Source organism: Enterobacter sp. 18A13 (assembly GCF_007035975.1).
Taxonomy (GTDB): domain Bacteria; phylum Pseudomonadota; class Gammaproteobacteria; order Enterobacterales; family Enterobacteriaceae; genus Enterobacter; species Enterobacter vonholyi.
On sequence record NZ_AP019634.1, the window covers coordinates 369,995 to 391,138 of the forward strand.

At 60.2% G+C, this 21,144-nt stretch carries 24 protein-coding genes; 2 read left to right on the forward strand and 22 right to left on the reverse strand.

Going from position 1 to position 21,144, the window contains the following annotated elements; translation table 11 throughout:
* Window positions 1–17: 17 nt before the first annotated feature.
* The 6 genes from FOY93_RS01745 to FOY93_RS01770 are packed head-to-tail and all read right to left on the reverse strand — an operon-like array spanning window position 18 to window position 6,113.
* Entirely contained in the window at window positions 18–1,022 is a 1,005-nt protein-coding gene (locus tag FOY93_RS01745) for a carbohydrate kinase family protein (RefSeq protein ID WP_111964190.1), read from the reverse strand.
* Window positions 1,022–1,882 (reverse strand): ketose 1,6-bisphosphate aldolase, encoded by an 861-nt coding sequence (locus FOY93_RS01750; protein ID WP_136196018.1) that lies wholly within the window; start codon window positions 1,880–1,882, stop codon window positions 1,022–1,024. Before FOY93_RS01750 ends, FOY93_RS01745 begins: the two co-directional genes overlap by 1 nt.
* 10 nt (window positions 1,883–1,892) lie before the next feature.
* Window positions 1,893–2,579, reverse strand: coding sequence for a D-lyxose/D-mannose isomerase (locus tag FOY93_RS01755; protein WP_143344540.1), 687 nt, complete (start codon window positions 2,577–2,579; stop codon window positions 1,893–1,895).
* Between the two features lie 49 nt (window positions 2,580–2,628).
* Complete coding sequence (locus FOY93_RS01760; RefSeq protein ID WP_021242935.1) at window positions 2,629–3,570, reverse strand: ABC transporter substrate-binding protein; 942 nt, start codon at window positions 3,568–3,570, stop codon at window positions 2,629–2,631.
* Between the two features lie 30 nt (window positions 3,571–3,600).
* On the reverse strand, window positions 3,601–4,596 hold the full coding sequence (locus FOY93_RS01765) for an ABC transporter permease subunit (RefSeq protein WP_133293600.1): 996 nt from the start codon (window positions 4,594–4,596) through the stop codon (window positions 3,601–3,603).
* A 2-nt stretch (window positions 4,597–4,598) separates the two neighbouring features.
* Window positions 4,599–6,113 carry a sugar ABC transporter ATP-binding protein gene (locus FOY93_RS01770; protein ID WP_133293601.1) on the reverse strand — a complete coding sequence of 505 codons (1,515 nt, stop codon included), beginning with the start codon at window positions 6,111–6,113 and terminating at the stop codon, window positions 4,599–4,601.
* A 181-nt stretch (window positions 6,114–6,294) separates the two neighbouring features.
* Here FOY93_RS01770 and FOY93_RS01775 point away from each other — a divergent pair, with 181 nt between their 5' ends.
* A complete protein-coding gene (locus tag FOY93_RS01775; RefSeq protein ID WP_143344541.1) occupies window positions 6,295–8,577 on the forward strand; it encodes an ATP-binding protein in 2,283 nt (760 codons plus the stop codon).
* A 69-nt stretch (window positions 8,578–8,646) separates the two neighbouring features.
* On the forward strand, window positions 8,647–8,970 hold the full coding sequence (gene yjdP, locus FOY93_RS01780; protein ID WP_143344542.1) for a DDRRRQL repeat protein YjdP: 324 nt from the start codon (window positions 8,647–8,649) through the stop codon (window positions 8,968–8,970).
* A gap of 51 nt (window positions 8,971–9,021) precedes the next feature.
* Here yjdP and phnP read toward each other — a convergent pair whose 3' ends face one another.
* The 16 genes from phnP to FOY93_RS01860 form a co-directional block, all read right to left on the reverse strand.
* On the reverse strand, window positions 9,022–9,780 hold the full coding sequence (phnP, locus tag FOY93_RS01785; RefSeq protein WP_143344543.1) for a phosphonate metabolism protein PhnP: 759 nt from the start codon (window positions 9,778–9,780) through the stop codon (window positions 9,022–9,024).
* A gap of 9 nt (window positions 9,781–9,789) precedes the next feature.
* Window positions 9,790–10,224 (reverse strand): aminoalkylphosphonate N-acetyltransferase, encoded by a 435-nt coding sequence (gene phnO, locus FOY93_RS01790; RefSeq protein ID WP_143344544.1) that lies wholly within the window; start codon window positions 10,222–10,224, stop codon window positions 9,790–9,792.
* On the reverse strand, window positions 10,217–10,768 hold the full coding sequence (phnN, locus tag FOY93_RS01795) for a ribose 1,5-bisphosphokinase (RefSeq protein ID WP_143344545.1): 552 nt from the start codon (window positions 10,766–10,768) through the stop codon (window positions 10,217–10,219). The genes phnO and phnN overlap by 8 nt, the downstream gene beginning before the upstream one ends.
* Complete coding sequence (phnM, locus tag FOY93_RS01800) at window positions 10,765–11,901, reverse strand: alpha-D-ribose 1-methylphosphonate 5-triphosphate diphosphatase (RefSeq protein WP_143344546.1); 1,137 nt, start codon at window positions 11,899–11,901, stop codon at window positions 10,765–10,767. Before phnM ends, phnN begins: the two co-directional genes overlap by 4 nt.
* Window positions 11,898–12,578 (reverse strand): phosphonate C-P lyase system protein PhnL, encoded by a 681-nt coding sequence (gene phnL, locus FOY93_RS01805; RefSeq protein ID WP_143344547.1) that lies wholly within the window; start codon window positions 12,576–12,578, stop codon window positions 11,898–11,900. The genes phnM and phnL overlap by 4 nt, the downstream gene beginning before the upstream one ends.
* Window positions 12,579–12,587: 9 nt before the next feature.
* Entirely contained in the window at window positions 12,588–13,343 is a 756-nt protein-coding gene (gene phnK, locus FOY93_RS01810) for a phosphonate C-P lyase system protein PhnK (RefSeq protein WP_115876891.1), read from the reverse strand.
* Window positions 13,340–14,185, reverse strand: a complete 846-nt coding sequence (locus FOY93_RS01815) for an alpha-D-ribose 1-methylphosphonate 5-phosphate C-P-lyase PhnJ (protein WP_133293606.1) — start codon at window positions 14,183–14,185, stop codon at window positions 13,340–13,342. Before FOY93_RS01815 ends, phnK begins: the two co-directional genes overlap by 4 nt.
* On the reverse strand, window positions 14,178–15,242 hold the full coding sequence (locus FOY93_RS01820) for a carbon-phosphorus lyase complex subunit (RefSeq protein WP_133293607.1): 1,065 nt from the start codon (window positions 15,240–15,242) through the stop codon (window positions 14,178–14,180). Before FOY93_RS01820 ends, FOY93_RS01815 begins: the two co-directional genes overlap by 8 nt.
* Window positions 15,242–15,826, reverse strand: a complete 585-nt coding sequence (gene phnH, locus FOY93_RS01825; protein WP_127729318.1) for a phosphonate C-P lyase system protein PhnH — start codon at window positions 15,824–15,826, stop codon at window positions 15,242–15,244. Before phnH ends, FOY93_RS01820 begins: the two co-directional genes overlap by 1 nt.
* Complete coding sequence (gene phnG, locus FOY93_RS01830; protein WP_133293608.1) at window positions 15,823–16,275, reverse strand: phosphonate C-P lyase system protein PhnG; 453 nt, start codon at window positions 16,273–16,275, stop codon at window positions 15,823–15,825. The genes phnH and phnG overlap by 4 nt, the downstream gene beginning before the upstream one ends.
* Window positions 16,276–17,001: a phosphonate metabolism transcriptional regulator PhnF gene (gene phnF / locus FOY93_RS01835; RefSeq protein WP_133293609.1), complete on the reverse strand. Its 726-nt coding sequence runs from the start codon at window positions 16,999–17,001 to the stop codon at window positions 16,276–16,278.
* 20 nt (window positions 17,002–17,021) lie between these two features.
* Window positions 17,022–17,801: a phosphonate ABC transporter, permease protein PhnE gene (gene phnE, locus FOY93_RS01840; protein ID WP_143344548.1), complete on the reverse strand. Its 780-nt coding sequence runs from the start codon at window positions 17,799–17,801 to the stop codon at window positions 17,022–17,024.
* 50 nt (window positions 17,802–17,851) lie between these two features.
* Window positions 17,852–18,868: a phosphonate ABC transporter substrate-binding protein gene (gene phnD / locus FOY93_RS01845; protein WP_133293610.1), complete on the reverse strand. Its 1,017-nt coding sequence runs from the start codon at window positions 18,866–18,868 to the stop codon at window positions 17,852–17,854.
* A 24-nt stretch (window positions 18,869–18,892) separates the two neighbouring features.
* The gene (gene phnC / locus FOY93_RS01850) at window positions 18,893–19,681 is read right to left on the reverse strand and encodes a phosphonate ABC transporter ATP-binding protein (RefSeq protein WP_136196026.1); all 789 of its coding nucleotides are present in this window, start codon (window positions 19,679–19,681) and stop codon (window positions 18,893–18,895) included.
* Between the two features lie 173 nt (window positions 19,682–19,854).
* Complete coding sequence (yjdN, locus tag FOY93_RS01855) at window positions 19,855–20,295, reverse strand: VOC family metalloprotein YjdN (RefSeq protein ID WP_136196027.1); 441 nt, start codon at window positions 20,293–20,295, stop codon at window positions 19,855–19,857.
* 80 nt (window positions 20,296–20,375) lie between these two features.
* Window positions 20,376–20,711 (reverse strand): zinc ribbon domain-containing protein YjdM, encoded by a 336-nt coding sequence (locus FOY93_RS01860; RefSeq protein WP_111964171.1) that lies wholly within the window; start codon window positions 20,709–20,711, stop codon window positions 20,376–20,378.
* Window positions 20,712–21,144 lie beyond the last annotated feature (433 nt).

Below are 21,144 nucleotides of genomic sequence, written 5' to 3' on the forward strand. Positions count from 1 at the left end.
TCGCAATTATTGTTAAATTAAACACTCTCGCGAATAAACGCCTGCAGCTCGGCCAGCGTTTTTGCGCCATCAATCGCATTGGCGGCCAGCAGGCTTGCTCGCGCGCAGGCGTGTGCCAGATAAATACTCTCTGTTAGCGGCAGCGATTCATGGCAGCCGTATAAAAAGCCTGCGCAAAAGGCATCGCCCGCGCCGACGCTGCCGATAATCTCTTCCTGCTCCAGCATCCATGACGGGATCCAGCGACCCTCTTCACCATGTGCTTCTCCCCATGCTCCTTCCGGACAGTGGATCACCACCCGCTGGCGTACCCCGGCCGCCAGCAGCTGCGCCGCGGCGTCGGCGATATGGGCAACGTGCGGGGCGTCGTTTTCGTCACGCATTGTCAGGCCGCTAAACTCACCGGCCTCCAGCTCGTTAATGACCAGATAGTCGAGATGGCGCAGGGCAGGGAGCACCAGCGGCTGATAGCGCGGGTCGCCCTTGCGGGAAACCAGGTCGAGCGAGGTTTCATACCCCTGGTCACGCATTTGTGCCAGCAGCCGCGCGCTGCGGGTGCCGAATTCGTCATCGGGCATATCCAGGCTGTCGAGCAGCAGGAGATAGCCGAGATGGAAGATCTTCATCGATCCGTCTAAGCGATCGAAGGCGGGTAGATCCAGCAGGCGGTTGGCCCCCGGCGAGTGGAAAAAGGTGCGCTGTCCGCTGGGATCGGTCATCACCTGCGACATGGAGGTTGGCGCAAATGTGGTGCGCTGAACGCGCTGGCGGTTGACGTGGTACTGGTCGAGCATTGCCAGAATGTAGTCCCCGTCGCCGTCTTCGCCAATCAGCCCCACCGCCTGCAGCGGCAGGCCAACGTGCATTTTCGCCAGCGTCAGCAGGACGTTGAGCGGCGCGCCGCCGGTTGAGCGTTCGCTGTGGGTGATTTCCGCCAGCCAGCCGCGCTCTGGCCACTGCACGATCTGGTGGACGTGGTCCACCAGCATATTGCCTGCGGCGATGATGCCTTTACGTTCCATTATGCCTGCCCCGCGCTGCCGAAGATGCGCATCTGTTCGGCGACCGTATCCGTAATCGCCTCTTCTATCCCCAGCAGCAGCTCGGCAAACTCGTCGTACAGCGGCTGGCGGTTAGCCATGCGCTGCTCCACGGCGGCGAGCGCGGCCTGCGACATCCCGGTATAGAAATTGATTTTATGAATGCCCAGCTCGATGGCGCGGCGGAAGTCAGCATCGCTAATCCCGGAGCCGCCGTGTAAAACCAGCGGCAGCCCCGTCTGCTGGCGAATGGCGTCCAGGCGCGGGAAATCGAGCTTCGGCTCGCCTTTATACTTGCCGTGCGCGTTGCCGATGGCGACGGCCAGCGCGTCGATGCCGGTTGAATCAACAAATTCGCGCGCCAGCTGCGGATCGGTGAAGAAGGCTTCATCCGCATGTCCGTAAAGCGAGCCGCCTTCATCGCCACCGACCGCGCCCAGCTCCGCCTCCACCGACACGCCGACCGCGTGGCACATTTTCACCACTTCCCGCGTCTGGCGGATGTTTTCCTCGTAGCTCAGCGTAGAGCCGTCGAACATCACCGAGCTGAACCCTAAGCGCAGGGCGCGCACGACGGCGTCAAAATGCAGGCCGTGGTCGAGGTTGAGCACCACGGGAATATCGTGACGGGCGGCTTCGAACTTAACCGCTTCGACAAGAGAATCCAGCGACACGTACTTAAAATGCACTTCGGCGATGTTGATGATAAACGGCGAGCGTTCCTGTTTTGCGGCGGCGAACAGCGCGCGCAGGAAGTGGGAGTCGAGCACGTTAAACGCGCCCAGCGCGTAGCGGTGCTGTCTGGCGTGCGCAAGACCGTCGGCAAGAGAAATTAATGGCATTATTTACCCCTTATATCCGAAACAGGTTGTACTCGTTGCACAGCACCAGCAGCGCCGGTTCGTCTTCTTCGATGTTGTTATAGCGGGCAACGGGCTGCAAAAAGTGGTTGTCGTGTTCATCGTCATTGACCGAGGACACTTCCCCGACCAGCACGTCACCGAAGCCGCGTTCGCCCCAGAAACTGTGGTAAAGACCGGGCGTCAGGCAGATGCTTTCCCCTGGTGTGAGGCGTAGCTGGCTGCCGGGCGCGTGGGTCTGACGGCAGCCGTCGACGGTGACCGTCACGTCGGTGTTTTCCGTCTCTTCATGCGCCCCGGCATTCCACAATTCTAAAATCAGGTTCCCGCCGCCCCGGTTGATAATGTCTTCTCGCTTACGCCAGTGAAAATGCATCGGCGTCACCTGGCCGTCGCGCACGTGCATGATTTTTTCGGCATAGCATTTTTCATAAGGTACGCCGTTGGGCGAGCCGTTGCGCAGGGTAAACAGCGTCAGGCCCTCTGCGGCAAAGCTGTTGCCGCCGAACGCCGTCACGTCCCAGCCGAGCCTGAGATCGAACACTTCCTGCCACGCGGTCTGGTCAAGCTGCTGCCATTTTGTTGGCGGAAAGCTGGCAAAAGGCGGGAGATGCACGTCGTGCATGGAAAAGAACTGTCGCGTGTGGCCGAGAATTTCATTGATGTCGGAGCGTTTCATGGGGACTCCTTGAAAACAGTTCCCTCTCCCTGTGGGAGAGGGAAAAGGATCATTTAACCGTCCACCCCTTATACGTGCCGACGTTCTTTTTATCGATCATCGTCACCGGGATCAGCACGGGCGCTTTCGGCGCAGGTTTGCCCTGAAGAATGTCATAGCCGATCTCCACCGCTTTTGCTGCCATAACCTGCGGATCTTGCGCCGGGGTCGCGACAAACAGGGAGTTTTCGCGCTTCAGCGCTTCCTCACCATCCGGGCTGCCATCCACGCCGACAATAAAGAACTCATTGCGCTGCGCCTGCTTCGCGGCCAGATCGGCGCCGATCGCGGTCGGATCGTTAATCGCAAACACGCCGTCGATCTTCGGATTGGCCGCCAGCAGGGAGGTCATGACTTCCAGGCCGCCTTCACGACTGCCTTTGGCGTTCTGGTTATCCGAGAGCACCTTGATATCCGGATGTTTTTTGAACTCCGTCTGGCACCCTTCCACGCGGTTTTGCACCGCTGAGACCGGCGGTCCGTTGATGATCACCACGTTGCCTTTCCCTTTCAGGCGGTCAGTAATGTACTTACAGGCCATCTCACCCGCCTGGGTGTTATCGGAGGTGATGGTGGCATCAGCCCCTTCCGCCGCGACGTCAACCGCCACGACCACGATCCCGGCGTCCTTCGCGCGCTTCACCGCCGGGCCGATCCCTTTGGAGTCCGCGGCATTGAGGATGATCATGTCCACCTTCGCGGCGATGAAGTTGTCGATCTGCGCCACCTGCTGGCCCAGATCGTACCCGCTGGAGACCAGCGTCACCTTGACGTTATCCCCCGCCAGCTTGCGCGCTTCCAGCTCGGCACCTTTGGTGATCTGCACGAAGAACGGGTTAGCCAGGTCACCCACCGTCACGCCAATGGACTTCAGATCTTTCGCCTGCGCAAACGGCGTTGCGGCAAGCAGCGCGCCAGCACAGAGCGCGGTTACTAACGGTTTCAAACGCATCTTGTCTTCCTCACTCGTAGGGTATTGTTGTTATGCACTTTGATGATGTCGGGTACGGTATTTGTCGATCAGCACCGCAATGATGATCACCGCCCCTTTGATCACCAGCTGCCAGAAGTAGGAGACGCCCATCAGCGTCATGCCGTTATTGAGGGTGGCGATGATCAATGCGCCGACCAGCGTGCCGGTGATCGTGCCGATCCCGCCGACAAAGCTGGTGCCGCCGAGGATCACCGCTGCAATTGCATCCAGCTCGTAACCCGTGCCGAGGTTGCCGTTAGCGCTGTACAGGCGTGAGGCGCTCATGACGCCGCCGAGGCCGGAGAGCAGGCCGCTCATGCCGTAGACAAACAGCAGCACCAGCCAGACCTTGATGCCCGTTAAGCGCGCCGCCTGCATGTTGCCGCCCACGGCGTAGATGTGAACGCCGAGCGTGGTGCGTCGCAGGATGAACCAGCACACCGCAATTACCGCCAGGGCGATCACCACCAGCCAGGGGATCGGGCCGAGGTAGTTATTGCCGATCCACTCGAAGTTGATGTTGGAGTTAATGACCGTCGTACCGTCGGCCAGCAGATAGGCCGCGCCGCGCAGCGCCGTGTAGGTGCCGAGCGTGACGATAAAGGGCGGCAGCCCGGCAAAGGCCACCAGCGCGCCGTTGAACAGGCCCAGCACCATGCCGAGCATTAGCGCGGCCGGAATGGACAGCCCGGCGAATTCGGGAATGAGCGACACCACCATCGCCGCCACCGCCGTGGTGCCGAGAATCGACCCCACCGAGAGGTCAATCCCGCCGGTCAGGATAATGAAGGTCATTCCCGCCGCGAGCACGATGTTGATCGACGCCTGACGGGTGATGTTGAGCAGGTTGCTCTCGGTAAAGAAGTTCGGGGCGATAAAGCCAAATACCGCCACAATCAGGATAAGAATCGGCAGGATACCGACCGTTTGCATCAGATCGCTCATCAGCATTTTTTTGGCGGAGGCGGATTTCGCCACCTGCTGCGGACTGGTTGAATGTGTCATGGTTACACCGCCTGATGATGAGTGTCGTTTACGCCGGTTGCCAGCGTCATGATGTTTTCCTGAGAGATGTCGCGCCCGTGAAGCTCGCCCGCGATGCTGCCTTCCCGCATCACGTAAACACGGTCGCTCATCCCCACCACTTCCGGCAGCTCGCTGGAGATCATCAAAATCGCCACCCCTTTGCGCGCCATCTGGTTCATGATGCGGTAGATCTCGCTTTTCGCCCCGACGTCCACGCCGCGCGTGGGTTCGTCCAGAATCAGAATGCGTGGGCCAATCGCCACCCAGCGGGAGATGAGCAGCTTCTGCTGATTTCCGCCGGACAGCCCGCCCGCGCGCACCTGCGAATGGGGCACGCGGATGTTGAGCAGGGCGATGGCGTCATCGGAAATCGACTGGGCTTTTTTGCGGTTTAACATACCGAAGGTCGCGTCGCGCTCCAGCGTCGCCATAGTGATGTTCTCCTGCGCCGCCAGCTCCAGAAACAGCCCCTGCTCCTTGCGGTTCTCGGTGAGAAAACCGATGCCGTTTTCGATGGCCGCGCGCGGGGAGTGGATCACTACCGGCTCGCCGTCGACCTCAATCATGCCGCCGGTGGCTTTACGCACGCCGAAGATGAGCTGCGCCAGCTCGGAACGTCCGGCCCCCACCAGGCCCGCCAGCCCGACGATTTCGCCGGAACGCACCTGCAGGCTGCACGGCTGTACTTTTTTACCGTCGGTGAGGTGGTGGACGTTGAGACGCGGGCTGCCGAGGGGAATATCACGCTCCTTGTTGAACAGGTCGCTTAGCGGGCGGCCCACCATCATCTTCACCAGTTCCGACGCGTTCAGCTTGTCGCGCGTCAGGCTGCCGACGTACTGCCCGTCGCGCAGAACGCTGACGCGGTCAGAGAGTTCATAGACCTCCGCCATGCGGTGGCTGATATAGATGATCGCCATCCCTTCATCGCGCAGGCGCAAAATCAGTTCAAACAGGCGATGCGTTTCCCGTGAGGAGAGGGCGGCGGTGGGTTCATCCATCACCAGAATACGGCTGTTGCGGTGCAGCGCGCGGGCAATTTCCACCTGCTGCTGTTCGGCAATGGTCAGCTTCATCACCCGATCGGTGGCGCTGAACTGTGCGCCGAGGCGGTCAATCACCGCCTGCGCCTGGGCTGCCATCTCCTTGCGCTGGACCAGCCCGCCGCGCGACAGCTCGCTGCCGAGGAAGATATTTTCGGCTACGGTCAGATTGGGCGCGAGCTGCATCTCCTGATAAATCAGAGTGATGCCTGCGGCCAGCGCATCTTTCGGCCCTTTAATGTGAAACGGCTTGCCGTCGATCAGGATCTCGCCGCCGGTCGCGGTATAGGCCCCCGCGAGGATTTTCATCAGCGTGCTTTTTCCCGCGCCGTTTTCGCCCATCAGGGCGTGGATCTCACCGGAAAACACCGTCAAATCCACGCCCTTGAGCGCGTGGAAACTGCCAAACGTTTTGGCAATGCTGCGCATCTCTAATACCGGGGTTCTGCTCATGGCGGATCTCCTGTGAATGCCGATTTCTGCACTTCATCACAGGTGCGTAAATGCAAAATGTCAGAAGCTGTTCATATTTGTCATAGTTATGAATAGCTAATCGCCATCACATTTTCCTTTTCCCTCTCCCTGTGGGAGAGGGGCAGGGTGAGGGTAGCAAACCGCAAAGGAGCCTCAATCCATGCCATCACGCCGCCCCCCGTTCTTCGCCAGCGCCCGCGGTCGCCTGCTGATTTTCAATCTGCTGGTGGTCGCCGTGACGCTGATGGTGAGCGGCGTGGCGGTGCTCGGCTTCCGTCACGCCAGTCAAATCCAGGAGCAGGTGCAGCAGCAAACGCTGGACGATATGACCGGCAGCATGAACCTGGCCCGCGATACCGCCAACGTGGCGACGGCGGCGGTGCGGCTCTCGCAGGTGGTGGGGGCGCTCGAGTACAAAGGGGAAGCCGAGCGCCTGAAGCAGACGCAAATGGCCCTGCGCCATTCGCTGGAGCAGCTTGCGGAGGCGCCGCTGGCGCAGCAGGAGCCGGCCCTGGTGGCGCGTATTATTCAACGAAGCAATGAGTTACAGCAGAGCGTGACGGAGATGCTGGAGCGAGGACAGCGACGCCATCTGGAGCGTAACGCGCTGCTGAGCTCGCTGTATCAAAGCCAGAGCTACCTGCGCCATCTGCAGGACATCAACAGCCGTTATGACAGCAACGTACCGAATGCGCAGCAACTGATGGAGATGGACCGGCTGATCGCCGCCGCCATTGACACCCCTTCGCCGCGCGCGACCGTTCAGCAGCTGGACGCAGTTGCCGCAACGCTGCTCCGGAGTGCCGCACAGCCGGTTGTGAAGGAAGTTCTGCCTGATTTTAATGCCGAGCTAGGTAAGCTAGGCCCGCTGTCGAAGCAGCTGGAGGAGAGCGATCTGGCGATAAGCTGGTATATGTTCCACATCAAGGCGCTGGTGGCAATCCTCAACAGCGACATCAATCAGTACGTGGAGCAGGTGGCGCAGGCCTCCCGGCTTCGCACCGCCCAGAGCCATCACGAACTGCAATCCATCAGCGTGTTTATCAGCATCTTCGCCGTGCTGGCGTTGATCATCACCGGGTGTGCCTGCTGGTATATCTACCGCCATCTGGCCTCAAACCTGACGGCCATTTCCCGGGCGATGTCGCGTCTTGCTCACGGCGAACAGGATGTCTCCGTTCCCGCCCTGCAGCGGCGCGATGAGCTGGGCGAGCTGGCGCGCGCGTTCAACGTTTTTGCCCGCAACACCGCCTCGCTTGAACACACCACGCGTCTGCTGAAAGAAAAAACAACGCAGATGGAGATCGACCGCATTGAGCGTCAGGGGCTTGAAGAGGCGCTCCTGCACAGCCAGAAGATGAAGGCCGTCGGACAGCTGACGGGCGGGCTGGCGCATGATTTTAATAACCTGCTGGCGGTGATCATCGGCAGTCTTGAGCTCACCGACCCTGAATCAAAAGACGCGCCGCGCATTACCCGGGCGCTAAAGGCGGCCGAGCGTGGCGCCTTGCTGACCCAGCGACTGCTGGCGTTTTCCCGCAAGCAATCCCTGACCCCGCATGCTGTAGAGATGCTGCCGCTGCTGGAGAACCTCCGGGAACTGCTGCGCCACTCCCTGCCTGCTACCCTGACCCTGGAGATTGAAGCGCAATCCCCTGCATGGCCCGCCTGGATAGACGTCAGCCAGCTGGAAAACGCCATCATCAACCTGGTGATGAACGCGCGCGATGCGATGGAAGGGCAAAGCGGAGTGATTAAAATTCGGACCTGGAATCAGCGCGTCACCCGCAGCGACGGGCGCAGGCAGGATATGGTGGCGCTGGAGGTCATTGACCGCGGCAGCGGCATGTCGCAGGAGGTGAAATCCCAGGTCTTTGAGCCGTTCTTCACCACCAAGCAGACCGGGAGCGGAAGCGGATTAGGCCTGTCGATGGTCTACGGCTTTGTCCGCCAGTCCGGCGGTCGCGTGGAGATCGAGAGCGCGCCGGGGCAGGGAACGACCGTGCGGCTTCACCTCCCGCGCTCGACGCTGCCCGCTGCTGCAGTTGATGAAGCATTATCTGCCACCGCCTCCGTCGATAGCGAGCGGCTGGTGCTGGTGCTGGAAGATGAGGCGGATGTCCGTCAGACCCTGTGCGAGCAGCTGCACCAGCTTGGCTATCTGACGCTCGAAGCGGAAAACGGCGAGCAGGCGCTGAACATGCTGGCGGCGTCGCCGGATATTGGCATGTTTATCAGCGACCTGATGTTGCCGGGAAGCCTGAGCGGAGCCGAGGTGATTAGCCATGTGCGCAGCCACTATCCGCAGCTTCCGGTGCTGCTGATCAGCGGCCAGGATTTACGGCCTGCGCATAATCCTCAGCTGCCGGACGTTCCGTTACTGCGTAAGCCGTTTACGCGGGTGCAGCTGGCGCAGGCGCTGCGTAAGGTAATGGTAATTTGAGATTCCTCCGCTACCCCCGTTTCCTGCCGTTGATTATCGTAAAGCCAGTTCACCTGCGAGTCTGGCCTTATGAAACGTTACTCAACTGCTCTGTTATTTGGTCTGCTGTCTCTCACCAGCCAACTGGCTCATGCCGACATTGTTGATGATGCTATTGGCAACATTCAGCAGGCGATCAACGATGCCTACAACCCCAGCAGCAGCCGCAGCAATGACGACGACGATCGTTATGACCGCAGCCGTCAAATCGACAGTCGACAGTACGACGATCGTCGTCGGCAGCTCGAAGACAGGCGCTGCCGTTTAGACGAGCGCCAGCGCCAGCTGGATGACGACAGACGTCGTCTGGAAGAGGACGAGCGCAGGTTGGAAGACGATTACGATCGAGGCTAAGTGCGGCCTCTTGCCCTCACCCCAACCCTCTCCCACGGGAGAGGGAGAAAACTAATCCAGGACCAGCACCATCCCGTCATACCCTGCTTCAATGCCGTCGGGCAGCGGGTTATCCATCATCCACACGTCAAACTGATGGCTGATGTGGGTCAGGATCACCTGCGGACAGCCAATCACCTCGTTTAGCGCAATTACGGTATTTAAATCGCAATGGTTTCGCGGCGTTTCGTCGCGCGGTGCATGGCTGCAGTCGATAATCATCGCCTGCGGCTGATTGTTGAGCAGGAACTTCACCGTTTTTTCCGGCAGCCCGGCGGTATCGGAAAGCCAGGCTACGCGGCTGTGGGCCGACTCCAGCAAATACCCGAAGGTCAGTTTCGAATGGTTGAGCGGCAGCGGCGTAACCCGCATTCCCTGAAGTTCAAACATCACAAACGGTTCGACCGTATGGCTGAAATCCAGAATCCCCGGATGTTTAAACAGGTCGTCACAGCCCGCTTCATCCGGCGGACCGTAAACGGGGATCGTCGCGCCCACGCCCCAGCGCAGGGGGAACAGCCCCTGAACGTGATCCATATGGTAATGGGTCAGCAAAAACTGCTTAAAGCTGCCTGCAGCCCAGTCGTCCATCAGGTGCGGAATACCCGCGTCCAGCAGGGTCACCGCATCGTTGAATTTGACCACCGCGCTACAGGGGCGACGGCGATAGGTCTCCTGCAGGCGCGCCCGGCGGCACGCCGCGCAGTCGCAGCCAAAGACCGGTACGAGCTGGGCGCTTCCGGTTCCTGTTAACGCGATCGTCAGACTCATAACGCACCTCTACAGCGGTTTGGTGAATCGGAAATGGCTCTGCGTATATCCTTCACGGACGTAAAAACGGTGGGCGTCGGTGCGCTTCACGCTGGTGGAGAGCTCGGTCAGCTCCGCGCCCGCCTCTCGTGCCACCCCTTCCGCCCAGGCCAGCAGCTGGCTGCCCACCTTTAGCCCGCGCGCCTGCGGCATCACCACCAGCTCCTGGATCTCGCCGATCCAGCGCGCGTGATGGAGGTGAAACTGCAGGTGCAGGCCGATCATGCCGATGACCTGCCCGTCCAGCTCGGCAAGCTGGTAGCGCATATTGTGATCCTGCAGATTGGCAAGATAGCCCGCGTGAAACGCCTGGCGATCGAATTCCGCCTGTTTCAATTCGCAGATTAACGCATAGACGATTTGCGTATCGTCGGCGGTGGCGGGACGAAGCCTGCAGTCAGGCATGCTGTTTCTCCTTCTGACGGATAAGCGATAAAAAGGTCTCGACTGACTGTAGCAAACTTCCGTCGTTATTAAGGATATGGCACTCGGACGGGGTGTAGCGCGCCGCACGTTCCAGCCGCTGGTCGATCTCGCGGGCGGATTCACGACCCCGTCTCTGCAACCGGCTGCGCAGAACCTCCGGTGAAACCTGCAGGCAGACCGGCAGCAGGGCTGCCCCATAGCGGGCGCGCGCCTGCGAAAGATGCGCCCGCGAGCCGTTGACCAGCACGTCGAACCCCGCATGCAGCCACAGATCGGTCTCGATGCCGATTCCGTAGTAATAGCCATTGGCGTGCCAGCTCAGCGCCAGCAGATTTTGCCCGGCACGGGTAAAAAACTCCTGCTCGCTCAGGGCGATATGGTTTTCACTCCCCGCATTGGCCGCCCGGGTAATGTAACGGTGCGCCACCAGCAGCTGGGGATGCTCCTGCTGCCGTAAGGCGGACAGCAGGCTGTCCTTACCGGAGCCGGACGGCCCCATTAGCCAGATAAGTCTTCCCATCAGAACACCCTCTTTCCCTGACCCCAGACGTGGTCGATATGAACGTGCTCGCCCTTGCGGTGGGCCAGGACCAGATCCGCCCGCTTGCCTTCGGCTATCTCGCCGCGATCCTGCAGATTAAGCGCCGAGGCCGGGTTTTTCGTCACCAGGCGAATCGCCTGCGGCAGCGTAAAGCGATTGCCCTCGTCGTCGGCCACCCGGAACGCCGCGTCGAGCAGGCTGGCGGGGTAGTAGTCGGACGAGAGGATATCCAGCAGGCCAAGGGACGCGAGCTTGCTTGCCGCGACGTTGCCGGAGTGTGAACCGCCGCGCACGATGTTCGGTGCGCCCATCAGCACGTTCATGCCGTGCTTGCGGGAGGCTTCAGCCGCCTCGAACGTGGTGGGAAATTCGGCGATCACGCTGCCAAGCTGGTGGGATTCGAGCACGTGATCGTGCGTGGCATCGTCATGGCTGGCCAGCGCGATATTGCGGTCCCGGCACATCGCCGCAATCCTGAGACGGTTAGGTTGCGACCACCGTGCCGCAAGCGCCAGCTGCTCTTCTTCGTAACGCGCCATCTCCGCATCGCTGAGAGAATATTTGCCCTGATAGTATTCGCGATACTTTTCAATGTTGGCGAACTGGCGCTGCCCCGGCGAGTGGTCCATCAGGGAGACCAGCGAGACCGGCTCGCGGCCTACCAGCTTCTCAAACAGCGGCAGGGTGGTGTGGTGCGGCAGCTCGCAGCGCAGGTGCAGGCGGTGCTCGGCGCGGTTGAGGCCCCGCTTTTGCGTCTCTTCCACGGCGTTGATCATCTTCTCCAGGTTCTCCAGACGGTCCCCGCCGTCGCGCACGTCGCCAATCGCCACCGCGTCCAGTACGGTGGTGATGCCGCTGGCGACCATCAGCGCGTCGTGGCTGCTCATCGCAGAATGCGCGGGCCAGTCCACCTTCGGCCGTGGCGTGAAGAACTTGTCCAGATTATCGGTATGCAGTTCAATCAGCCCCGGCAGCAGCCAGCCGCCTTCACCGTCCATCGCCTCGGGCGAGCGGCTCTGGGTTTCAGCAAACGCGCGGATTGTTCCGTCCTGGATCTCAATCGAGCCGTCAACCACCTCATTATCCAGCACCAGCTTGACGTTATTGATAATCATACGTTTGTCCCCATCGGGTGCATTCTGTCCGCGACGCGGGTGCGAACGCTCTCATCGTGGAAGATCCCGACGATCGCCGCCCCGCGCGCTTTGGCCTGCTCGATCAGTTCCACCACGGCCGCGCTGTTTTTAGCGTCGAGCGAGGCGGTGGGTTCATCCAGAAGTAAAATCGGGTAGTCGACAATAAAGCCGCGGGCGATATTGACGCGCTGCTGCTCGCCGCCGGAAAAGGTCGACGGGGCAAGGTGCCACAGGCGCTCGGGCACGTTGAGGCGCGTCAGCAGGCTGGCGGCTTTGGCGGCACAGGTTTCGCGCGGCACGCCAAGATCCAGCAGCGGCTGCATGACCACGTCCAGGGCGGAGATCCGCGGGATCACCCGCAGAAACTGGCTCACCCAGCCGATCGTTGAGCGGCGCACCTCCAGCACCTTACGCGCGGGGGCCTGAACCAGGTCGACCCATTCTTCGCCGTGGCGAATATGAATATGGCCTTCGTCGGGCAGATAGTTGGCGTACAGGGAGCGCAGCAGGGTCGATTTTCCGCTGCCGGAGTGGCCGTGCAGCACCACGCATTCGCCGCGATTAACCTCCAGAGAGGCATTTTGCAGCACTGACAGGCGCACGCCGTTTTGCTGGTGGAGCACAAAGGTCTTACTTACGTTTTGTACGTGGATCATGTTGGCCTCTTAGTTCTGCAACACGGATGACACCAGCAGCTGGGTATAGGGATGGTGGGGATCGTCGAGCACGCGGTCAGTTAACCCACTTTCCACCACCTGACCCTGCTTCATCACCAGCAGACGGTCCGCCAGCAGGCGCGCAACACCTAAATCGTGGGTGACAATCACCACCGCAAGGTTCAGTTCCACCACCAGGCCGCGCAGCAGGTCGAGCAGGCGCGCCTGCACCGAGACGTCCAGCCCGCCGGTGGGTTCATCCATAAACACCAGCTTCGGATGGGTGACCAGGTTGCGGGCGATCTGGAGGCGCTGCTGCATCCCACCGGAGAAGGTCGTCGGCAGGTCGTCGATGCGCGAGGCGGGGATTTCCACCTCTTCAAGCCAGTGCTGGGCGGTGGCGCGGATATTGCCGTAGTGGCGCGCGCCGGTGGCCATCAGGCGTTCGCCAATATTGCCCCCCGCAGAGACCTGACGGCGCAGGCCGTCCATCGGGTGCTGATGCACCACGCCCCACTCCGTGCGCAGCAGGCGGCGGCGCTCGGCCTCGCTCATGCCATAGAGGGAGTGTCCCTGATAGAGTATCTCGCCGTGTTGCGGCGTAAGGCGCGCGGAGATGGACTTCAACAGGGTGGTTTTGCCGGAGCCGGACTCGCCGACGATCCCCAGCACCTCACCCGGCCACAGCTCGAACGACACGTCGCTAAAGCCTTTGCCCGGAGCATACAGGTGGGTCAGGTTATTAACCGAAAGCAGCGGTTTCATTGGCCGTTCGCCTCGCTCTGTTGGCGGCAAAAATCGGTGTCGGAGCAGACAAACATCCGTTTGCCAGTGTCATCCAGCACCACTTCATCCAGATAGCTGTGTTTGGATCCGCAGATGGCGCACGGCTCGTCCCACTCCTGCACCGTAAACGGGTGATCGTCGAAATCCAGGCTTTCCACGCGGGTGTAAGGTGGAACGGCGTAGATGCGTTTTTCGCGCCCGGCGCCGAAAAGCTGCAGGGCCGGCATCATGTCCATCTTCGGGTTATCGAATTTTGGGATTGGCGACGGGTCCATGACGTAGCGCCCGTTGACCTTCACCGGGTAGGCGTAGGTGGTGGCGATATGGCCGAAGCGGGCGATATCCTCATACAGCTTCACCTGCATGACACCGTACTCTTCCAGCGCGTGCATGGTGCGGGTTTCCGTTTCGCGCGGCTCGATAAAGCGCAGCGGCTCCGGAATCGGCACCTGGAAAATCAGAATCTGATCTTCAGTCAGCGGGGTTTCCGGAATGCGGTGGCGGGTCTGGATCAGCGTCGCGTCTTCGGTTTTTTCGGTGGTCGCGACGCCCGTTACCCGCTGAAAGAAGCTGCGGATCGACACGGCGTTGGTGGTGTCGTCGGCGCCCTGGTCGATGACCTTCAGCACGTCCGCCTCTCCGATCACGCTGGCGGTAATCTGGATGCCGCCCGTGCCCCAGCCGTAGGGCATCGGCATTTCGCGGCCGCCGAAGGGCACCTGATAGCCCGGAATCGCCACCGCTTTAAGTATCGCTCGGCGGATCATGCGTTTGGTTTGCTCATCCAGATAGGCAAAGTTGTAGCCGCTTAAGTTAGCCATGTTTGCGCTCCCGTTGCAGGCGTTTCAGCAGTTCCAGTTCGGCCTGGAAATCGACGTAGTGCGGCAGCTTGAGGTGCGAGACAAAACCGGCGGCCTCAACGTTGTCCGCGTGGGCCAGCACGAACTCTTCGTCCTGCGCCGGGCCTGCAACGTGCTCGCCGTAGTCAGGTGCCTGCAGGGCGCGGTCGACCAGCGCCATGGCCATGGCCTTGCGCTCGCCGAGGCCGAATACCAGCCCGTAGCCGCGGGTAAAGTGCGGGTCTTCGTCTTCCGGGGCGACGAAACCGTTGACCATTTCACACTCGGTCATCAGCAGTTCGCCGACGTTCACCGCGAAACCCAGCTCTTCCGGCACGATTTCGACGTCGATATAGCCGCTGCGAATTTCGGCGGCAAACGGGTGGTTGCGCCCGTAGCCGCGCTGGGTGGAGTAGGCTAGCGCCAGCAGATAGCCTTCGTCGCCGCGCATCAGCTGCTGCAGGCGGGACGAGCGCGAGCACGGGTAAACCGGCGGCGTGCGGGTGATGTCATCCGGCTGCGCGCCAGAATCTTCTTCCGCCTTCGCCAGGCCCTGTTTTGCCAGCAGGCTGAAGACGTGCGGAGACGGTTCCTGTTCGGCATCGGAGGTGCTGAGCGTCGGCGCTTCGCCGTTCGCCAGCAGGGTAAAATCCAGCAGGCGGTGGGTGTAGTCGTACGTGGGGCCAAGCAGCTGGCCGCCGGGGATGTCTTTATAAACGGCAGAAATGCGGCGCTCCAGGCGCATCTCCGCGGTATTGACCGGCTCGCTCACCGCCAGTTTGGCAAGCGTAGTGCGGTAAGCGCGCAGCAGGAAGATCGCTTCCACGTTATCGCCGCTGGCCTGCTTCAGGGCCAGCGCCGCCAGCTCGCGGTCAGCGATGCCGCCTTCGGTCATCACCCGGTCGACGGCGAGATTGAGCTGCTGTTCAATCTGGGCGACGCTTAGCTCAGGGAGCTGTTCATCACCCCGTCGTCTGTGCGCCTGCAGCGCATGGGCGGCGGCGATAGCCTTCTCGCCCCCTTTGACGGCAACGTACATCAGCACACCTCCACGTGGGTGGTCCGCGGGATGGCCAGCAGGCGCTCACCGCAGGTCAGGATCAGGTCAATGCCCAGCGGGAACGGGTGCGGGCGCTCGGTCAGCTCGTGAATGATGCACTCCGGCAGCTGCGGCGCAACCATGCGCTCATCGGCGATGCCTGCCCCCGTCAGGCGCAGCATGCGGCCACCGCTCAGGCTGGTGACCTGCAAAATCAGCGTGGCGCTGGTTTCCGGGGCGACGGCGGAGCCTTCGCTCAGGGCATTCAGCTGTTCATGGCTGATTTGTTCGTCGGCCACGGCAAAGATTGCCTGCTGCGGCTGTTCAACCAGCGGGGCGCCGGTGTGAAAACGCAGGTTCTGGCTGGCGATATCGTTAGACAGGGCGCCCGAAAGCCATACCGGGGTATCGTTGTCGGCCAGGGTCAGCAGCACGCTGGTGGTCGCCAGGTTCAGCGGCAGCCAGCCCTGAGAGAGCTGGTGCAGCGAGACAATCACGCCCGGCTCGCTCATGGCTTTCAGCAGGCGACGAAAACTGTGTTGGGCATCCTGGACGGCCAGGGTAAAAGCGGGTTGAAGCGTCATGCGTTGTCTCCGCGAACGAGCGTAAAGAAGTCGACCCGGCTGGTATTCACTTCGGCCTGACGCGCGGCAAGACGTGCGGCGCGGTCGGCCTCCAGCGGGGAAATAAGGGTTTCCATCAGCGTCTGGAAATGGGGTTGTTCCTGTAAAAGCGCGTCGATGACCGCGCAGCGCTCGGCGTGCGCTTTATCACGCCCCAGCACGTAGCCGTAGCCCAGCGTGCCGCTGTGCAGGCGGATCGCTGCGCGGGTGAGGGTGGCATCTCCGGCGAAAAAGCGTTCTCCGGTGCCGCCCATGCGCGCCTGGATCTGAACGAGGCCGATCTCCGGTGCGCGAAGGGTGTCGTAGTCTGGCGTCAGGCTGAGCGCGTTCATGCGGGCAGCCAGCGCAGCAGGCTGGCTGTGGGCCAGCACGCGCATCCAGCGTTGTCGGGTGGCGGTGTCGAAGTGCATTCAGTGCTCCATGGTGAATTCGATCATGTCGGCGCGGGTCAGGCTGACGGAGTATTCCGTCGCGTCGATCTCGCCGTCACGGTGGTTGAGGGTGCGCACGCAGAGCAGCGGGGCCATATTGGGAATTTCGAGTACTTTGCTCTCTTTCGCCTGCGCGCGGCGGGCGCTGATGCGCGTCTGGGTGCGTTTCAGCGCGATGCCTGTTGCATTCTGGAGAAAATCATGCAGCGATCCGCTGGAGAAATTCTGCAGCACCGGCCAGAGGGTGAGGTCCGCGAAGTAGTGATCGATCTGGCACACCGCCACGCCGTTGACGCGGCGCAGCGTGCGCAGGTGGATGACGTTGTCGCCCTCCTTAATGCCCAGCGCGTCCGCCACGTGGCTGGAGGCCGGTCTTAATACCGAGAGCAGCTTTTCGCTGGTCGGATGGCTGCCCTGATCCAGCAGGTTCTGGCTAAAGCGCGCCTGGGCGTTCAGCGGGTAGTCGAACGGGCGCATCAGCACCAGCACGCCCACGCCCTGACGGCGCTGCACCCAGCCGCGCTCGACCAGCTGGTCAATGGCGCGACGCAGGGTGTGGCGGTTCACTTCATAGCGGTCAGCAAGCTGCTGCTCGGCAGGGAGGTAGTCCCCGCAGCGGTAGTGCGTGCGCAGCTCCACTTCGAGCTTTGCCGCGATCTCTTGCCATCGGGTGGGGTAACTGGTCGGATGTCTGGATAAGTGCATAGAAAACAAAGCCTCGCTTCTCAGATGAAGTGCTTACGCAAACGTTGAGAGAGGAAATCCAGCAGGCTGACGGTGACGATGATGAGCACCATCAGGGCGCAGGTTTGCTGGAACTGGAAACCGCGAATCGCTTCCCACAGGGTGACGCCAATCCCGCCTGCGCCCACCATACCGACCACGGTGGCGGAGCGAACGTTGGACTCGAAGCGGTACAGCGAGTAGGAGATCAGTAGCGGCATCACCTGAGGCAGAACGCCGTAGAGGATCTCTTCGATTTTATTGGCACCCGTGGCGCGGATGCCTTCCACCGGGCCGGGTTCGATGGCTTCGACCGCTTCCGAGAGCAGCTTGGAGAGCACGCCGGTGGTGTGGATGAACAGCGCCATCACGCCCGCGAACGGACCCAGGCCAACGGCGACCACGAACAGCATCGAAAAGACCATTTCGTTGATGGCGCGACAGGCGTCCATCAGGCGGCGCATGGGCTGGTATATCCACCACGGCACGATGTTTTCAGCGCTCATCAGGCCAAACGGAACGGAGAGAATGACGGCAAGCGCGGTGCCCCAGACGGCGATTTGCAGGGTGACCGCCATTTCACTGAGGTAGTCCTGCCACTGGCTGAAGTCCGGCGGGAAGAAGTCGGCGGCGAAGGTCGCCATATTGCCCGCGTCTTTGAAGAGCAGCAGCGGATCCATTTCCGCGCCCTTCCAGGAGATAACCAGCACCGCCAGCAGGATGGCCCAGCTTATGAGCGAGAACCAGCCGCGCTTTGGCGGCGGGAGAGTGATGGTTTGCATGTTGGCTCCTTAATCTGTTCTCCCTCTCCCTCAAGGGAGAGGGGAGAAAGTTACTGCACCGCTTTATTCACGCTGGTCATCGCGCCGAGCGCGGCGGTCAGGCGGTCGAGGTCTTCAAGCTGGGCCTGAATCTCGGCCACTTTGCTGGTCTTTTCCTCGTCCTTCAGTCCCTTGCTGTCCTTGACGCCCTGCATCTCTTTAAACAGCGCCAGCTGGCGAATCGGAACCAGCTGCAGGTCGCTTGACGGGCGGAACGGTGCCCAGCCCAGACGTTCGAGAACCGCTTTCTCTTCCGGCGTTTTGCCATAGGTCATAAAGAAGTCGTACACCTTGTCCTTGGTGCTTTCGGACAGGTTTTTACGCCACACGATTGGGTCGCCCGGGATCAGCGGCGATTTCCAGATAACCTTGATCTCTTTAAGCTTGTCCGGCGCTGAGGTTTTCAGCTTGTCGAGGTTCTCGGTGTTGTTGGTGGCAACGTCCACCTGCTTGTTGGCCACGGCCAGAGCGTTGGTTTCATGGCTGGCGTTTACCGTGCGCTTAAAGTCGCTGGCGGAGGCGTTGTTTTTGGCGAAGACGTAGTAGCCAGGGACAAGGTAACCCGAGGTAGAGTTCGGATCGCCGTTGCCGAAGGTCAGCTCTTTGCGTTTGGCGAGCATGTCGTTGAGGTTGTTGATCGGGCTGTCTTTGTTGACGATCAGCACGCTCCAGTAGCCCGGGGAGCCATCTGCCGCGACGGTCTGGGCAAAGACCTGGCCGTTCGCGCGGTCCACCGCTTCCATGGCGGAGAGGTTGCCGTACCAGGCGATGTCCACTTTATTAAAGCGCATCCCCTGGATGATGCCCGCGTAGTCCGGGGCGAAGAAGGCGTTCACTTTGATCCCCAGTTTGGTTTCCATATCTTTCAGGAACGGTTCCCACTGAGGTTTCAGGTTCTGCTGTGATTCCGTCGAAATAATGCCAAAGTTCAGCGCTTTTTCCTGCTCTTCCGCATACGCCGGGCTTAACAGGGTGCTGAGGCTGAACATGCTGGTAAAGGCCAGCGCGGCAACGGCTTTGTAGCTCATGTACTTTCCTCGGATCGGGTTTATTTAAGCAGCCTGCGCGTTTTCTTCGACGCGGTTAATGCTGCGGTAGAGATGGTCAAAACGTTCGTTATCAAACTGATGGCTCGCGCCATCAAAGAACACGTGCCCCTGACGCAGGGCGACGATGCGTTCGCAGTAGCGCAGGGCGTAATCCACCTGATGGAGCGTGACCACCACGGTAATGCCGTCGTTCTGGTTAATGTCGCGCAGGGTCTCCATCACGATGCGGGCGGACTCCGGGTCCAGCGAGGCGATGGGTTCGTCAGCAAGAATGATTTGCGCTTTCTGCATCAGCGCGCGCGCAATCGCCACGCGCTGCTGCTGCCCGCCGGACAGGGTGGAGACGCGCTGGTGGGCGAAATGCGCCATACCGACGCGGGTCAGCGCCTGTAAGGCTTCCTGCTTCTGGGAAGGGGAGAACCAGCGCAGACAGGTGCGCCAGAACGGGGTGCTGCCGAGCGCGCCAATCAGCACGTTCTCCAGCACCGTCAGGCGGTTTACCAGGTTGAACTGCTGGAAGATGTAGCCCGTCTGGGCGCGGCTCTTGCGGATATCGCTCGCCAGACGCCCGGCGCGCTGTACGGTATTACCCAGCAGCTCGACGTGGCTTTCCGGCGTTTTATCGCCGGTGATAAGCCCGCTCAAATGGCGCAGAAGGGTAGATTTACCCGAGCCAGAAGGCCCGAGAAGCGCCACCATGTCGCCCTGCCGGACGGTCAGATCAACGGCATGCAGAGCCTTGTTGTGATTGAAGGTCTTGCTCAGTTTCTCGACGCGGATGACGGTTTGCATGTGCTGGGCCTCACGATAAATGTGGCCTCATGCTGGCGCATCAATATGACATTTGGGTTAAGTGCAGGTTGCGGGAGTTTGAAGAGTTGAAGTGAAAGCGATGACAGTTACTGTAGGCCCGGTAAGCGCAGCGCCACCGCGCGCTTTTGCTGGCTGCGCTGCGCGTGTCCTGCCTACGACGTTTGTTGCTTAACGACGTTAATCATCCACGGCACGCCGTACTTATCGGTGACTCTACCAAAACCATGTGCCCAGAAGGTTTCCTGCCAGGCCATGTCGATGTTCCCGCCCGCGGCAAGGTTGTCGAACCAGCGTTTGCCTTCGTGGACGTCCTGGGTGTCAAGCACCAGCGTAAAACCCGCGTACTGCGCGTTGCTGCCGGGCGGCATCCCGTCGCTCATCATGATATCGCTGCCCGCAATGCGGACGTTGGAGTGGGCGATAGCCGAATCCGGAAATTGCATACCGGACGGACAGCCTTCTTCGCTGTTATCGCTTTTTGGCATTTCACCGAAGGTGATTTTATAGAGAAGTTCTGCGCCGACGGCTTGCTGGTAAAAGACGGTGGCCTCAGCGCAGTTGCCGGCAAAAGAGATGTAGGGACTTAACGGCATAATCTTTACCTCACGTAAGATAAGCCCGTTAAGTGTAGTGCCCGAAAGCCCGGTAAGCGAAGCGCCACCGGGCGGGTAAATCAGTTCTTTTTCACAAACTCTGATTTCAGCTTCATCGGACCGAAGCCGTCAATTTTGCAGTCGATATTATGATCGCCTTCAACCAGACGGATATTCTTCACTTTGGTGCCGATCTTCAGCATGGAAGAGCTGCCTTTCACTTTCAGATCTTTAATCACGGTGACGCTGTCGCCGTCCGCCAGCAGATTGCCGTTCGCATCTTTGACGACAAGTGCATCAGCATCGTTTGATGGTTCGGCATCATTCCATTCATGAGCGCATTCCGGGCAGATGAACATGCCATTATCTTCATAGGTGTATTCAGAATTGCATTTTGGGCAGTGTGGGAGTGACATATCGGTATCCTCAAAAAGTGTAAACGCGCTGGAAAGTGCCAGCTAAATGACGGCAGCGTGCCGAAAAAGGCGGCAAGTATAGCGCAAATCCACACGTTTGTCGGTGACATTGTGAATTAAAAAAATGCAAAAAACGTATCGGGAGTGACACTTCCTGTCAGTCAGTTAAGCGATGCTTACCTCATTAACACGGTGGGAAGAAATGACGCTAAATATATCGAATATTTTATTGCGGCAAATTGCTACGTTCCTTCATTTCGGATAAGGTGAAGCGACACATTGTTATTTATCTCTGGACTTCGCTGCTCTACATATCTTATGGCAGTGGGGTATTACCTCTCTTTTTAGGGGGGAAATAATGATGATATATCCTGAAGTTTCTTAAAAATGGGCTACGCTTTTTTTCTTTTGGCTGTCAGGCCAGGAGGGAAGC